Origin of the sequence: Vibrio splendidus (genome assembly GCF_024347615.1) — a bacterium.
Classification (GTDB): domain Bacteria; phylum Pseudomonadota; class Gammaproteobacteria; order Enterobacterales; family Vibrionaceae; genus Vibrio; species Vibrio splendidus.
The window spans coordinates 897,597-913,765 of the sequence record NZ_AP025509.1; the positions used below are offsets into that span (position 1 = coordinate 897,597).

The following is a 16,169-nucleotide window of genomic DNA, read 5'->3' on the forward strand; positions in this document are numbered from 1 at the left end:
AGCGAGTCAATGATGATGCTATTTCATTCAAGGATTACTATGTCATTTATTATTGAACAACTTAGAGACTATCCGTTTATAGCGCTCTTTTTATCACTCGGTCTCGGTTACTTAATCGGTAAAATTAAAATCGGTAAGTTTGAATTAGGTGGAATCGCAGGTTCACTGCTTGTTGCTGTAGCACTTGGTCAGATCGGCGGTATCGCGATCTCTAACGAAGTAAAAAGCATCTTCTTTGCTTTATTTATTTTTATGGTGGGTTACAACGGCGGTCCGCAGTTTTTCTCGTCATTCCGCCTTTCATCGCTAACACGCTTATTCGCTTCGTTTGTGATGACGTTTGTAGGATTAATCACGGTTGTGTTGCTCTCTAAATGGGCAGGACTAGATAAAGGTTTAGCGGCGGGCCTTGCGGCTGGTGGCTTAACACAATCGGCAATCATAGGTACTGCAGGTAATGCTATCGATCAGCTGAACCTAGCGCCAGATGTCACCTCAACGCTTAAAACAAATGTGGCTGTGGGTTACTCGATCACCTACATCTTCGGCTCTCTTGGTCCGATTCTAATGATGTCACTCATTCCAATGGTAATGGGTTGGAACATAACCAAAGAAGCGAAGAAGCTTGCGGAAAAAATGGGCGCTGGCAGCAAGCAACTAAACGAGGGTGAATTCTCTGCATTGAACCGCGTATCTTCTCGTGCTTATCAAGTGACCGCGAACTCTATGTTTGTTGGTAAAAGTGTTGTCGAGTTAGAAGAAGCATTCGATGCCGACCTCACAATTGAAGCTATTTACCGCTCACACCAAGACACAGAATCAACGTTAGATTTGGCGAAGAACCCTATTTTAGCGGCGGGTGACAAAGTTTACCTTACTGGTCTAACTCAGGCATTTCCTAAAGTGACCTCGTTGGGTATCGAACTCGGTGAATTTAATGAAGAAAGCAATGTTGTCCAAACACAACAGAAGGTCGTACTCACGAATAAGAAACTAGCGGGTATTACGCTACGTAAGCTTCACGATGAAACGAACGCACGTATTCGTCGTGGTGTTTATATCACTCAGCTATCACGCATGGGCCATGATATTTCGACATTGCCAGAAACTGAACTGCACATTGGTGACGAAATCACCTTAGTTGGACAAAAAGAAGACATAGCTAAAGTCATCAAAAAAATTGGCTACAACAGCCCACTGCCTAGTGTTACTGACTTCGTAACAATGTCTTTCGGCATGGTGCTTGGCTATCTAATTGGTGAGATTGGTTTCACTATCGGTGGTTCTCATATCGCTCTAGGTTCAGGTTTAGGCTGTCTGGTTTCCGGCTTACTTGTGGGCTACCTAAGAATGCGTACACCTCGTTTAGGCAGTGTTAACCATGGCGCAGCCAACTTTATGCAGACATTCGGCCTAGCAGTATTTGTTGCGGTTGTTGGTATTAATGCAGGCGCTCCAGCGCTGACGGCAATCAAAGAGAATGGCGTAACGCTTTTACTGCTAGGTGTGTTGGTCACTCTAATTCCTCAAGTACTGACGTTCCTATTCAACTACTACGTACTCAAAATCAAAAACCCAGTAGAAGCGCTAGCGGTTATCGCGGGTAGCCGCAGTGCAAACCCTGCATTCGCATCGCTACTAGAAAAAACACAAAACAGCACACCAGTACCGAGTTTCACGATGACTTATGCGGTTGCCAATATCTTCCTCACCTTATGGGGTCCGATCATCATCAACCTAATTACCAAAATCTCGTAATCAACACCGAATCAGCCAATTGATGATTCAACTTATTCATTAACGATTTAACACAGTAGCTAGCCAAACAGGCTAGCTGCTCAAAGAAATTAACTCATTTATATATCCAAAAAACTTGGATCTTAAACAAATTTAAAGAGAAACGACTATGAAACGCACAGATGAAAAACGCCTAGAAACACTAAGCCCATTCGAAGTAAAAAACACACTGATCGACCTTGCTCAGCATTCACATGAAAAAACCATGATCAACGCTGGTCGTGGTAACCCAAACTGGGTCGCGACAGCGCCACGTGAAGCCTTTTTCCAATTAGGTATGTTTGCACTAGAAGAATCAAAATCGAATTTCTCAGGGTATGAAGGCTTTGGTGGAATGGGAGTTCAACAAGATATTAGCCTGCGCTTTCTTCAGTTTTGTGAAAAATACGAAGACCAAGAAGGTGTGCAATTCCTCATTGAAGCCTTCCAGTTTATTACGGATCAATATCAGGTAGACGGTGATGCGCTTATTTATGAATGGGTTGAGGGGATTCTAGGTAACAACTACCCAGTGCCTGATCGCATGCTCAAATATTCGGAACTCATTGCTCGTAAATACATTGAGCAAGAAATGGCGGGCTCGCAGCCATTACCTGCAGGAAAGTTTGACTTGTTCGCCGTTGAGGGTGGCACAGCGGCCATGGTTTACATATTCAACACGCTAAAGAGTAACCGACTATTGAACCCTGGTGACACCATCGCGATTGGTGCGCCGATTTTCACCCCGTATATTGAAATGCCAGAGTTAGAAGATTACGCGCTCAACAAAGTAGAAATCATGGCGGATGAAGCGTCTGCGTGGCAAATCCCAGACTCTGAATTAGAAAAACTGAACGATCCAAGTGTTAAAGCTTTCTTCCTCGTTAACCCAAGCAACCCTGCTTCGGTTCGATTAAGCGATGAGACACTCTATAAGATTGCAGAGGTTGCTAACCGCCGCCCTGACCTCATCCTTCTTACAGATGATGTTTATGGCACTTTCGCTGATAACTTCACATCACTAGCGATGCTGGTTCCGAAGAACACGATTCTAGTGTATTCGTACTCTAAGTACTTTGGTGCAACAGGCTGGCGTTTAGGCGTGATTGGCGTGCACGAAGACAATAATTTCGACCGCATGATTCGAGATCTTCCAGAAGACACTCGAAGCACGTTATCTCAGCGATACCAAGGCATTGCACTTGAGCCTAGTAAGATTAAGTTCATTGACCGTTTAGTTGCAGACAGCCGTGCAGTCGCACTGAACCATACCGCCGGTCTTTCAACACCTCAGCAGATTCAAATGACAATGTTCTCGCTGCTGTCTTTGATGAAGGATGGCGAAGAGTACAAGCGACTCGCGAAACAAATTGTGCGTCGTCGCTACCACACTCTAATGCAGAAGAACTTAGCCGCGCCAATCGTTGCTGAAGGCGATCAAACCGGTGCGTTCTATTACGTGGAGATTGATCTGAAAGAGATTGCTCAAACGATTCACAGCAACGATTTCTTCACATGGTTAGAAGAAACGTATGAGCCGCTTGATTTCTTGGTACGCCTTGCAGAAGAACATGGCGTGATTGTGATGCCGGGTGCGGGTTTTGATGCGCCAACGTGGTCTCTGCGTGTGTCTCTAGCGAATCTAGAGGAAACACAATACGCAAATATCACTAAAGCGATGAACGCGGTAATGCAGAGCTATGTTGAACGTTACGAAGCGGCTTGCTAACACGACCTCAACACTAGAAAGCTCATAGAAAAGCGATAAATTCTGAGTGTAGATTCACTAAATTAGTGAGCCTACACTCAGTTCTTTTTATCTAGGACGATATATGAGAATAACTATTTGAACTCATAGGTGTAAGACGCACCAACACTGTTATTTTCACCGAAATCGTCCTCAGCAAAAATAGTGAAGAAGTTGAATGATTGAGCATCACTCAACTTGTAACTCGCGCCGACGCCAGCCCAATACCCTGAATAATCATCAGAGCCCATTGAACCACCACCGAAGCCCATGATAGACCATTCATCCGTAATCGTTTTTAAGCCAAACGCACCAATGTAGCCACCGTGTGTTGAACTCGGCATCAACACATAGTCAGAACCAACATTATCGTCATCGAAAACAGCTACTTCGCCGTCATTATAGCTGTAACCAGCCATAGGGAAGATTTGCCAACCGAACGGCTCAATATCGAAATAGCTCAGTGGTATAAATGTGCCAATACTGTAGTTGTTCTTATAAGCATCGTTGTCATATTCAGAACGGCTAAAGTTGAAATTCACGATACCCATCGGCAACAGCCATGAACCGCCTAATCGCCACTCTTCACCGTCCGCATTGACACGAGCATTGATCATTCGCGCTTCATCTAAACCAATAGAGCCTGAGAACTGCAAATTTTCGTTATAAGCAACGCCCGCTTTGGTCACGATTTTAGTCGGGTCGTCAGGGTGCTTCTCTTCAGAAAAAGCACCCGTCGAACCAAGCATTGCCGCAGCAACAAGTAATAGATTACGTAATGTCATTAGAAGGTCGCACTAACCCCAACAAAGTGGATACGGCCGTCGAAAGAGCCATCTAACAAATTAACTTTTCCGAATCGACCATAACGATCCATCTCAACCGATCCTAAATCAGCATATTCGTAGAACACGTCGATCAAGATATCATCCCAATACGTTGAAGCACCTACCGAGTAGCGATACTGTTCGCCAACAGGGAGGTCAACCCATTGCATTGATGGATCATCTTGTGGCGAGGTCTCGTAAGAGAAGCCCGCTTTTAAACGCCAGTCTGAATTCAATTGATAGTCTGCACCCACCGCAAACTTCCAAACGTCATCCCAGTCACGTTTGATTGGAATTCCGCCTACAGGATTACCATCAACTGATGCACCGAAGTCTAATACTGTCTCGTCCCACGCACTCCAGCGGTGGAACTGAATGCTAGCAAGCAGGTCAAGTTGAGAGTTCAATGCATAACTTGCACTGACATCGATGATTTCAGGAAGAGCAATATCTGTAGACAAAGAGTTAGCAACATTACCTAAACCTTTCACATCGTTATTGAATTCGTGTTCTAGCTTAGAGCGGTAACTTGCGCCCAACTTAAGTTTGTCTGTCGGTGTGTACATTACACCTAGGTTATAACCATAAGCCCAGTCAGTGTCTTGCTTTGCTGTGAAAACAGAGGATGACTGTTGTAACGCAGCCCAACTTAACTGGATACCGGCACCAACCGACCACTGGTCATTCAGTTGGTAGCTTAGTGATGGGTTTACTTGCATCGCAGTGAGGGTGATATCTTCTAAGAGTTCAGCTCCCGCCCAATCACTGCCGTAATCAAGGCTAGAGCCCCCGACTGCACCCAGCGCGATACCAAGGTGTAATTTGTCTGTGACTTGATGCGCGTGGAAGGCACCAAATGAAGGCATGACTGAATGAGCTTTACCATCTTGCTTGTCGCCGTTGTCTTGATATTGCATCTCAAGATCAAACGCCATGGTATTGATCGTGGTTTTGCTTTCGCCCATATGAGACATAGTGGCTGGGTTGGTCCACATCGCCGCAGCCGAACGAGTATAAACACCGTCACCGGCACCAGTAGTACCGGCATTGGCGACAACAGCTTCTTGTAAAAACAAACCACTTGCGAAAGCATTTAAGCTTGTAAAAATTGCGGTGGCAGCTAGCGAGTAAGTAAAAGTTTTGTTCATCAGATTGCTCATTTAGCCTTAGACATTAAATTGCTCTAAGGTTACCGCAAAGCCCCATAAACAAATGGAATATCCGTTATTCCTGTACAAACGCTATTTGAACTTTCTCGCGACGTATGAACGTGGCTTGTCTCGATGAATTTCACGTTGAGCAGCGATTGCTCTATTCTTGCCTAACCCTACCTTTATCTGATACCAGGTCTCGTAAAACACTGCCATGCCAGGGCTTGACCACCAAGTCTTGTTGTAGAGTTTCTTATTAGCAGCGACAACATCTGGCGACCGATTCGCACACTCAAGTGCCAACGCATAAGCTTCAGCGTAAGGATCTTCGGCAATCTTGGTTACCAGTCCATAGTCTTTCGCTGTTTCACAGTCGATCTCTTTAGCGGTCATCGCCATTTCTAAGGTGTGATCTTTACGCATTAGCTCTCGAAATGCGATGGCGCCTCCCATGTCAGGAATCAAACCCCATTTGGCTTCCAATATCGAGAAAGTCGCGTCTGGACTGGCCATCCTAAAATCACCACCACTGGCTAATTGAAGGCCGCCTCCCCAACAACGACCATGAATCGCAAAAATGACAGGACATGGGATCTCTCGCCAACCAAGCGAAAAGTGCTGCGCAGCATTAGGTAATGTCGGTAACCATTTGAACAAAAGCTTCATCGCCCCAACTTTACTGTTCAATAACGATTTAACATCTAAGCCAGAACAAAAATCGGAACCACTGCCCTTAACAATAACAGCTCGAATATCTCTGTTCTTCTTGAGCTCACTTATCATGTCATTAACGGCTTCAAACATCGCCATATCAATAGCATTGAGCTTATCGGGTCGATTCAACACAACCGTCGCAATTTGGTTTTCATCGATAGAATAAGTAATACGATCGAGGTTTGGCATGGTGGCTACCTTATAAGTGGTCAGACCTTTAGATTATACATTTTATTAACATATGCCAAACTTGCACATTAAGAAGCGAGACCTGTGTTGCTTAACGCCGCCCCCTTACACAAACAACATCAATAAAAAAGCAGTGATGGATCGCTCTATTCACTGCTTTTCATTCGTAGCTTTTATTGCCAGTAGCTTTGAATACCAGTAGCTTTGATAATCAAGGACTCTCAGTTTTGGTAGAACCTATGTTCTTCGAGATTTCAATAACAAGAAGATGAAGTAGCTACCACCAATAATGGAAACTAACGTCCCTGCCGCAAGCTGCGCCGGAAACACCACCACTTGCCCTAACCAGTCTGCAAATAGCATGAGTGCAGCACCAATTAAAAACGACAAGATGATCTGCTCTCGAACCAAACGAGCCCCCACCATTGCAGCGATATGCGGAGCTAACAAGCCGACAAACGCAACAGGCCCCATGGTGGTTGTCACGACCGAACATAAGATCGCAACAATGCACAACAACGCCACGTAAGCGATATTGATATTCAACCCTCTGGCACTCGCGAACTGACGTCCAGTCGCAATTAAGGTCACCCAACGACTCAGCAGCAGAGCCACACCAATAGAAGCCGTGATCACAATGGTCATAATTACTGCCGACTCAGGTTCAACACGATAGGTAGACCCTGCTAACCAAGCCAATAAAGTATATTTCCCCTCACCCACTCGCGTTAAAGAGAATTGCACCAAAGCTTCCAATACCGCGGTCAGCGAAATACCAGTGAGGATCAAAATCGATGGCGCGAACTGATGCTTCTTGCCAAGGAACAATAACAAACAGAGTGCAATCGCACTGCCCAGAAACGCAACCCACGGGCTTAGCGAGTGAATCGAATAGCCCATGAATAAGCTACTGAAAATCAACGCCAGAACCGCACCCGCCGACACACCAAGAATATCTGGGCTTGCGAGCGGGTTGTAGACCAATCTTTGTAAAATCACACCCGCCACCGCTAAGCCGCCACCAGCGAATATCGCGGTTAACATTCTAGGCCAACGAATAGACCATTCAAATGCGTCTGGAATAACAAAGTAGCCCATATCAGAAGAAGGCTGAGACAATGAACTCAACGCCAGCAACCCGAAAATCATTGTGCCCAACAAGAAGTAAGCCACTGATGAAATAAACTTTGGACCTTTAGGCATCGAGAAAAACAGCTGATCTTGGGCAGATAACTGCTTTCTCGCAATAATAATCAATGCAGGAGCACCAATCACTGCGGTTGCTGTCCCTGTTGGAATCATATCCAAAGACCATTGTGCCAAGAAGATCGCCAAGCTGTCAGTGACACACAGCAGTAACGCACCTAATACACAGCTTGCGATGAGTTCAGATTTCGCCTTTAGAAAACCTAGATGCCTAGCAATGTTCGGAGCAATCAAGCCGATAAAGCTGATCACGCCCACTGAGGTAATCGACACAGACACCAACCAAACGCCAACCGCCATCAATACAAAGAATGTCGTTCCGATGTTAAGGCCACGCGCTGCTGCCCCTTCTGTGCCGATGGAAAGCAGAGTCAGAACTCGTGGCGCCAACAAGAATATGGCAAAAATCGGCAACAGCTTAGGCATCAACCACAGCACTTGTTCCCAGCCATTTTGCCCTAGGTCGCCCGCTCCCCATACAAACAGATTCTGTGCGTACTGGTCGTTAAGCAGAATAATCGCCGTTGCAAATGCCCCTAGCAACAAGTTGACCGCCATGCCCGCCAATACAATTGGCAAGCCGCTCATGTTTTTGATTCCGACAATCGAAACAATCAGCCCCATCGCAAGCAGCGCACCAACTAGAGCAAACCAAACTGAATACTGAGCGACCAACATCGGCGCGACCACATTCAGAATAACCAGACCAAGCCATGCACCTGACGACGTACCTAAGGTTAGCGGCGACATCATGCGATTTTGTGTCAGTTGTTGAAACAAGCTGCCGATGGTGCCAAGTGTTGCGCCAACCAAGATTGCCATCACCAAGCGAGGTAAGTTGACATAGGCTAACGCCATCAACTCGAATGAATCATCAACCATTAAGTTGAATGTTGCGATATCACTGATCTGTGAGGCTTGCTGAAGCAACTCTCCAATAGGGCCAAATTCCGACTGCCCTAACCATAAATGAACAAGAGCAGCACAAAGCAGCGCAGCCCCCATCATAAAACTACTGGATTTCATTACTACTCCGCTAGCGTCAGCAGCGATTGCGCCATAGCTTCAACGTTATACAAAATCGACATGGCACCGCCGTAACTCCAACTTGCCGCGACTGGGCTAAATTGACCATTGCGAACGAAAGGCATGCTTTTCCAAACAGGAGAACGGTCTAGCTTGTCTTGATATGGGAAAGGTTCAAAGTAAAGCGCAATACCCTTCTTCACGTTCTTAAGCTCGGTCATGCGTTTTTGACTGATACCCCACTGACTTGCAGGAAGATCCATAGCGTTCTCAAAGCCTAGCTGTTCAAGTGCGTATTGTGGAATAGAGTTATCGCCGTAAATGAACACCGATGTGGTGCTCGCAAAACGGAAAGAGGTCACTTTCGGTTTGTCGCCCGGATACGCTTTATCCAGTTCAGCCTTAAGGACAGCGATACGCTCATCCATTGCGGCCAGCTTTTGGTTCGCTTGTTCTTCTTTACCAAGCAACTGTCCGATCTTCTTGAAGTTCTCGATAGCAGCCGCTGCATTGCTGTGCAGGTCACTGTACGTTTGGTAGTAAAGCACGGGCGCAATTTCAGAAAGTCGTTCCTGAAGATCTTTCTGAGGAGAAGCGATAAGAATCACATCAGGGTTTAGCTTCTTCAAAGCAGAAAAATTAGGCTCAGTTCGAGTGCCAATATCTGCCACGCCTTCTGGAATCGCAGGTTGAACAACCCAATCTGTATAGCCAGCGATATCAGGCACTGCCACTGGTGTTACACCGAGTTCAATCACTTGTTCAGCAATGTCCCAGTTCAGCGCAGCCACTCTAACAGGCTGAGCTTCAAGGGTTTTAACCCCCTCACTGTCTTCAACTTGAAAGTTGGCCACCGCTTGAGCTGATAACAACAAGCTCAATGAGACAATGAACGAACTCACTTTAGGAAAACGAGAAGTAAAATAGTTGGCTTTCATATAATCACTGTCACTTTTTAAGTGTTTATTTAACGACAAAAGCAGCCTACACAGGCTGCTTAGATTTATGTATTCAAATGAATTAGAACTCGTAGTTCACGCTGAGCTCTACAGACTGCTCAGCACCGAACCAACAGTTCGATTGGTCGTAGCAGGTGTAGTACTCTTCATTAAACAGGTTATTAACGAGCAAGTTAGCCGTTGCACCTGACAGAGTTTCACTTGCTTCCCCTAGGTCATAACCCACAGAGATATCAACGACAGTGTAAGACGGCACTTTCCCTTGAGTATTGGTTGCATCCATCTCCATGTCACCCATGTAACGAGCACCTGCACTGAAGCGAGTTCCTGCTAAAGCACCACCGTACACATAGTAGTTACTCCACAAATTCGCAGCGTGTGTCGGTACGTAAATTGGTGTCGTTCCTTCTAGATCCGGGTTTGCATCTTCCGTTACTTCCATATCAACGTATGTATAGCTCGCATTAACATCCCAGTTGTCCGTTGCAAACCATCGGCCTTCAACTTCCACACCTTGAGAACGCACTTCGCCTAACTGAATCTTAGAGCGATACGTTGGATCCGATGGATCGGCAGCAATTGAATCTTTCTTAGTAATGTAAAAGTATGATGCTGTAAGTTGCTGTGCCATATCAGCAGACAGGTATTTCACACCTAGTTCGACTTGCTCACCCAGCTGAGGTTTCAACGAGTTACCGTTGATATCAGTACCAGCAGCTGGCTCAAAACTCGTCGCGTAACTTACAAATGGAGAGATGCCATTATCTAACTCATACAAGGCACCTACGCGGTAAGAGAACTGATTGTGATCCGCTTTTTCTGTGCCATCGCTTGTTGGGTAAGTACTCGTTTTATCGTCACTCGCTTTGAACATGTCGTAACGTCCACCAGCAAGTAAAACCAGCGCGTCGTAGCGAACTTGATCTTGGAAATACAAGCCCAGTTGCTCGGTCGTGATGTCATGTGATTCACGATAATTCTCTTGTAGCTGACTCTTATCAAGCAAGTCATTATTTGGGTTGTATGCGTTAAATCCGTAGAAACCAGCGTTCGCGGTGAACTCTTGATACAAAGAGTCACCTGTTAGCTTTAGGTAGTCGACACCGAATAGTAAATTGTGCTCTAAGCCACTAATTTCGACGCGGCCTGAAACTTGGTTATCGATAACAAAGCTTTGAGAGTCTTCATCCGTGCTATACACATTTCGAATTAAGCTACCAGTTGCGGCGTTAAAATTCGTACCGCGATGGTAGGTGTTTTCTTGATATAGCGACGCATCGGAATAACGAGCGTTCTGAAGGAAAGTCCAGCTGTCATTGAATTGGTGGTTAATCTTATAGCCAACCATCAACACTTCACGTTCGAATTTACTCCAGTTCTTGTCGCCCATGGACACAGATGGATCACTTGCCTTCAATACTTCGAGCGGCATTGCAGAGTTAGTACCCATTGACGGATCATTCTGATAGTAAAGATTGAAGTTAATAAGTGTTCTATCAGATACCTGCCAATCTAGCGATGGAGCAATCACATAACGCTCTTCTTCAGCGTTATCAACTTGACTGTCTTGTTTACGAGCGAGTGCAACTAAACGATATGAAAAGTCACTGTCACCTAACTGACCTGAAGTATCAATTGACGCTTCCATCAAGTTTCTTGAGCCTGTAGATACACCCACTTTTGTCAACCCGTCTTCTTGCGGTGCCTTCGCGATCATGTTGACCATACCACCCGGCGGCATCGATCCATACAACACAGACGTAGGGCCTTTAAACACTTCAACTTGCTGAATCGCAATAGGGTCGATCTGAGGTTGCAGGTTCCATCCAGTCAGGAACGGCAGAATCAAGCCATCGTAGTAACTCTGATTGTTACTAAACCCACGAATCGAGAACGTATCGTACATGGTTACTGATGCGCCCTTTTGCTCAGTCACAACACCCGGCGCGTATCTAAGCGCTTGGTTAAGAGACTTTACACCTCGTTGCTCTAACTGTTCTTCATCAATGACTGTAATACCTTGAGGTGTTTCTTCTGGCTCAAGTGCCGATTTAGTTGCTGTATTACGATAGGCTTTACCCATAATAGTGACAGTTTCTACATTCGAATCTGCCGCAGTAACGGTTTCTTCCGCCAATGCTTGCGCTGAGAACGCAGTCAGCAACGCTACTGCCAATGATGAATACTTAAAACGAGTGTGAGTGGTCATAATTCCCTCGGTACCAATGCTTAATATAAATAATAATAAATCTCATTTGCATTGTATGTATCTAGAGGTGGGATAATTAACAATTTGGTGCAAATTCAAAAAGAACTTGACCTATTTTTAGTAGAAAACGGTCAATTGGTGATTTAAAAGACAATTGACCCTATTGATAGGAAGGCTTTGCTAGAAGAGAGTGAGCGGGAATATGACTACGATTTAATAATAGGAACCCAGTACTCCATTTCAGCGTCAGAGGCATGTGCTTGATAGGCAAACGGGTACACTTCAAGCTCATATCCATCGACGCCACGATAACCTGAACTTGGCATCCAATTCAGCACAAACCAACTCAAGGTGTGTCGTAAATTCTCAATTGGACCACAGTGCTTCACTACAGCATAAGTTTGCTTAGGAACCGTCAGTACCTCTAACCTTTCAGAGATAATACTCGGTAATTGCGGGATTGAAATGCCTTCCTGAAGTTCTACCCCTGCCCAATAGTGAATATTAGTCCCGTCAAAGCAAGACTGAGTCAGATCAACCACGCCAATGAACTGGAGCACGTTGTCGTCAGGGATCTCAACCTCACCTTCTAAACGTGACCATAACTGAGGGACTTTCTGAGCGAAGTCTTGCGTGAGTGAAAACAGACCACTGATTTCTGATGTCATACCTTTCACTAGGAAAGACTCTCTTTCATCAATGCGCACTTCCACAAAGCTTAACGCCCCTTTTTCAGAAGTACTCGCTGTTTCAGATACTTGTATCGGCTTTCTTAGTCCGACTCTTTTGCCTGCTTTTCTATACTGACTTGGGCTAGACCCAAACATCTGCTTAAACGAGCGGCTAAAGCTTATTTCTGAATTGAACCCGAGCCCAAGAGCAATATCTATCACGCGCTCTTTTCCATCAAGCAGGTGTTCTGCAGCTTGGCTTAATTTTAGCTCTCTCACATAGTTAGCCACAGTAAGCCCTGTTTCGGCTTGAAACACTCTCTGAAGCTGCCAACGAGACCAACAGCTTTGTGTCGCAATATCTTCTAACGATAGCGAGGAGCTAAGGTTCGAATGGATATAGGTTAAAACGCGACTGATACGACCAAATGCAGGTGTGTTCATATTTAAGCTTTTATATTCTCTATAGTTGGCAGCGATATATTCGATTCACCAATACTTTTATCATTTAAAGCGGCTTTTATCACTCAAAAAAGAAGTACTCATATGTGTTCTATAAAATAACCAAAAGACAGAGACACCGAGTAGATGCTCCATTTTGTATGGTTATCCTCGATTATGTTCGTTATGATAACGCTACTGATTCTCATTTAATGGTTTATGATGCTTTCCCAGCTGCACAATATTATCACTCGTCGGAGAGCCCCGTCTCTACATCAGAAAATCTTCGCTCACTCAAAACAAGTGACACCTTATTTAAGTGGAAGCTTTGGTACTCTGCATAGCAAGAGCATTGCAATAACGAATGATGATAGCCATAAAGAAATCAAACGAGTTTACGATGGCCTTGCGCAGAGCCACCCTGAAGCAGGCAAAGCCTATTGGTTAACCCGAACGTGGGATCTGGTTTGCTGGCAACCAATCTACGTGACCTTTATATCTATCTACGGCCTTCACTCACTGCCTGATATTAAGAACATCGGCCAGTTTAGGTACAAAGAATTTGTCACAGGCTACCGTTTCTTTAATGGTGATCATCAACACGGTTCACCAGAAGAACTGATTCCACAAGCAGGTGAAGCTATTCTTGCACTCACAGAGTTTTATCGTAGCCAGATTAGTGAGTGGACACGTATTCGTCCGGGGTTTACCAGTCATCTACTTGCTGATCTGTTACTAGGCAGCTTGATAAAACTACAGCAGCACGAACCGAGCCTAACCAACGATTATATCACTCAACAAGCTAAGCTTTGGTTAGAAGCGTGCCAGTTACCTGAAAATCATTTAGACAGCCTTAAAATAGACGCTGATTCGGGGATGCTAAAACTGATCAGAATCAGCTGCTGCTTAGTTTATAAGTGCGACTCTAGAAAGTATTGCGACGATTGCCCAAGACACCCCGACAACAAAAAAACAGCTCAATAACACCCTCTATTTTTAAAAGCCAATAAAGCTCGTTTAATTTCACTGAAGCGCTTTATTGGTCTAGGCACAGGACTGACATGTTTCAGCTTTCAAACATAAAAATTGTTCGTGATGAACGAACGATTCTCTCAATCGAAGACCTCACGATTCCGACCAACGAACTGACCGTCGTTCTTGGCCATAATGGTTCAGGTAAATCTACACTCGTTAATTTGCTCTCAGGGCAGATGTCACCAGATCATGGCAGCGTGGAACTAGACGGCGCTTCCCTCTCTTCATTCAAAAGCAAAGACTTAGCCAAGCAGATTGCGTATTTACCGCAAAAGCTTCCCGCTTCTGCTGGCTTAACAGTCGAAGAGCTGGTTCGTTTAGGACGTTTCCCATGGAGAGGCGCACTAGGTCGTTGGAATTCAGAAGACAAATCGATTATCCAACAAGCGATGGAAAGAACCGGTGTCACTGAATTCTCACAAGCTTTGGCGGATGATCTATCAGGAGGAGAACGTCAACGAGCATGGGTCTCTATGTTATTAGCTCAGCAGTCACCGGTATTGATCCTTGATGAACCGACCTCTGCATTGGATGTTCATCATCAGTTTCAGCTAATGGGCTTACTATCTGAACTCAACAAAAAAGAAGATGTTGGGGTGATCGTTATTTTGCACGATTTGAACCTAGCGCTTCGTTACGCGACGCACATTGTCGCCCTGAAAAAAGGTCAGATTGCGTTCGAAGGCAGCGCGGATAAGTTACTCGATGAAGAAGCTTTGTCAGCACTGTATGAGTCCCCTATCCGACTGATCGATCATCCAGTTCCAGCCAATACTGCAGCAAGTGAGAAGGTTGCAGTCGTCTGTGAATAGTTCGGGCATTTCAATTTAAATCTAAGTTCTAAGCTCTAAGCTCTAAGCTCTAAGCTCTAAGCTCTAAGCTCTAAGCTCTAAGCATAATAAAGGCCATCGAAATCATAAACTTCAATGGCCTTTTCGTTTTTCACTCGCTAGCTAGCTAAATAATTAAATAACCAAATAACTAGCTAAGCTGGGACTCTCTCGCTTCTTGGCTACTGAAACCACGTAAAATATTAAACAGGGTAATCAGTGTGAACAACATGATGACAAGCGATAGATGCCACGCTTCCCCTAGCCCTAATTGAACTAGCCCCATACTCACCATTGAAGACACCACCATCTGCCCTCCGCCAGACATCGCAGCAGCCGCGCCAGCGTTCTTCTTATAAGGCAACATCACCAAGGCCTGAGCACAAGGTAACGCTATACCATTGCCAAGAATCATCAAGAACTGGCCCAGCATTAAATACAGTGGCTCAAGTGGACAAAAGAAAAGCCACAACGCCGCAGCAATATGTAATACAGGTGTGCATAACAGAGTTTTCTTGTTACCCAACATAGGGCGAATACGGTTACATAAGCTTGTTCCGCCCAGCATACCTAATGCAGGAATCACCGCCCACATCGCGTATTCATCTGACGTCATGCCAATCTGATTTTGCATGATAAATGGCATCACTGATACGGTGGTGATCATCAAGCTAAAGTTAAGCCAGCCAATACTCGCAAAGCTCATAAAATAACGAGAAGTGAGTAACTCTTTATATTGAGAAACCATTTTCTTCGGTGAAGGGATAGCCGAAACCTGAGTGACGGTTTCCTTAAACTTGAACGCCAATACCACCCAAGCCAATGAGACATAGCCAAGTAGTGAGATAAACACCATACTCCAGCCAAAGTGGAAGTTAATAAACCCACCGATAACAGGCGCGATCAAAGGTGTTATAGAGGCAACCATAGCAATATAAGACATCGCCAAAGGCAAGTCTGCGCCGTTGAATCTATCGCGCGTCGAGGCACGAGCAAGTACAGCGCAACAGCCAGTTCCTAGGCCTTGCAGAAATCGCCCCATCACCATATTGGTAAACGAGTGGCTGAAGAAAATGATCATCAATAGTCCCAGCATGGCGATTAATAATCCGCTCAGCAGTACTTTCTTGCGCCCGAGAGCATCGGAAATAGGGCCATAAATAAACTGGGAAGGCCCAAAACCTAATAGGTACACGCTTACCAAAAGCTGGGCTTGCTCTAGTGACACATCGAAGTCTTTGGCGATCCAAGGTAGTGATGGAAACACCAGTCCCATACTGAGCTGACCGATACTGATGACCAAACACGCAAGTAGGATCGATTTAAAGTCAAATCGACGACTCATGATGTAAAGTATCCAATAGAACCGCAGGTCTGAGATCGGGTGG

Annotated in this window: 12 protein-coding genes; 4 read left to right on the top strand and 8 right to left on the bottom strand. The window is 45.2% G+C overall.

The genetic code is table 11. The annotated features are described in order from the left end of the window. The first annotated feature begins 39 nt into the window (after window positions 1-39). Together aspT and OCU90_RS21260 are read left to right on the top strand one after the other, a co-directional pair. Window positions 40-1,758: an aspartate-alanine antiporter gene (aspT, locus tag OCU90_RS21255; RefSeq protein ID WP_061025399.1), complete on the top strand. Its 1,719-nt coding sequence runs from the start codon at window positions 40-42 to the stop codon at window positions 1,756-1,758. A gap of 148 nt (window positions 1,759-1,906) precedes the next feature. Next, a complete protein-coding gene (locus tag OCU90_RS21260) occupies window positions 1,907-3,505 on the top strand; it encodes a bifunctional aspartate transaminase/aspartate 4-decarboxylase (protein WP_061025398.1) in 1,599 nt (532 codons plus the stop codon). Between the two features lie 113 nt (window positions 3,506-3,618). Here OCU90_RS21260 and OCU90_RS21265 read toward each other — a convergent pair whose 3' ends face one another. The 7 genes from OCU90_RS21265 to OCU90_RS21295 all read right to left on the bottom strand — a co-directional run bounded on the left by OCU90_RS21265 (window position 3,619) and on the right by OCU90_RS21295 (window position 12,919). Continuing rightward, window positions 3,619-4,308 (bottom strand): hypothetical protein, encoded by a 690-nt coding sequence (locus OCU90_RS21265; RefSeq protein ID WP_061025396.1) that lies wholly within the window; start codon window positions 4,306-4,308, stop codon window positions 3,619-3,621. Then, window positions 4,308-5,498 carry an OmpP1/FadL family transporter gene (locus OCU90_RS21270; protein WP_061025393.1) on the bottom strand — a complete coding sequence of 397 codons (1,191 nt, stop codon included), beginning with the start codon at window positions 5,496-5,498 and terminating at the stop codon, window positions 4,308-4,310. Before OCU90_RS21270 ends, OCU90_RS21265 begins: the two co-directional genes overlap by 1 nt. A gap of 93 nt (window positions 5,499-5,591) precedes the next feature. Next, window positions 5,592-6,404, bottom strand: coding sequence for a crotonase/enoyl-CoA hydratase family protein (locus OCU90_RS21275; protein ID WP_061025391.1), 813 nt, complete (start codon window positions 6,402-6,404; stop codon window positions 5,592-5,594). Between the two features lie 237 nt (window positions 6,405-6,641). After that, entirely contained in the window at window positions 6,642-8,636 is a 1,995-nt protein-coding gene (fhuB, locus tag OCU90_RS21280; RefSeq protein WP_061025388.1) for a Fe(3+)-hydroxamate ABC transporter permease FhuB, read from the bottom strand. A gap of 2 nt (window positions 8,637-8,638) precedes the next feature. After that, a complete protein-coding gene (locus tag OCU90_RS21285; protein WP_061025386.1) occupies window positions 8,639-9,574 on the bottom strand; it encodes an iron-siderophore ABC transporter substrate-binding protein in 936 nt (311 codons plus the stop codon). Window positions 9,575-9,656: 82 nt separating this feature from the next. Then, window positions 9,657-11,804, bottom strand: a complete 2,148-nt coding sequence (locus OCU90_RS21290; RefSeq protein ID WP_061025383.1) for a TonB-dependent siderophore receptor — start codon at window positions 11,802-11,804, stop codon at window positions 9,657-9,659. A gap of 206 nt (window positions 11,805-12,010) precedes the next feature. Further along, window positions 12,011-12,919, bottom strand: a complete 909-nt coding sequence (locus tag OCU90_RS21295) for an AraC family transcriptional regulator (RefSeq protein WP_017091277.1) — start codon at window positions 12,917-12,919, stop codon at window positions 12,011-12,013. Window positions 12,920-13,138: 219 nt separating this feature from the next. Between OCU90_RS21295 and OCU90_RS21300 the strand changes: the two genes are divergently transcribed. Beyond that, a complete protein-coding gene (locus OCU90_RS21300) occupies window positions 13,139-13,900 on the top strand; it encodes a siderophore ferric iron reductase (protein ID WP_061025381.1) in 762 nt (253 codons plus the stop codon). Window positions 13,901-13,977: 77 nt separating this feature from the next. After that, window positions 13,978-14,763: an ABC transporter ATP-binding protein gene (locus tag OCU90_RS21305; protein ID WP_017077534.1), complete on the top strand. Its 786-nt coding sequence runs from the start codon at window positions 13,978-13,980 to the stop codon at window positions 14,761-14,763. A 169-nt stretch (window positions 14,764-14,932) separates the two neighbouring features. On the opposite strand, the gene OCU90_RS21310 is transcribed toward OCU90_RS21305, so the two are convergent. Beyond that, complete coding sequence (locus tag OCU90_RS21310) at window positions 14,933-16,126, bottom strand: multidrug effflux MFS transporter (protein WP_061025379.1); 1,194 nt, start codon at window positions 16,124-16,126, stop codon at window positions 14,933-14,935. Window positions 16,127-16,169: the final 43 nt, after the last annotated feature.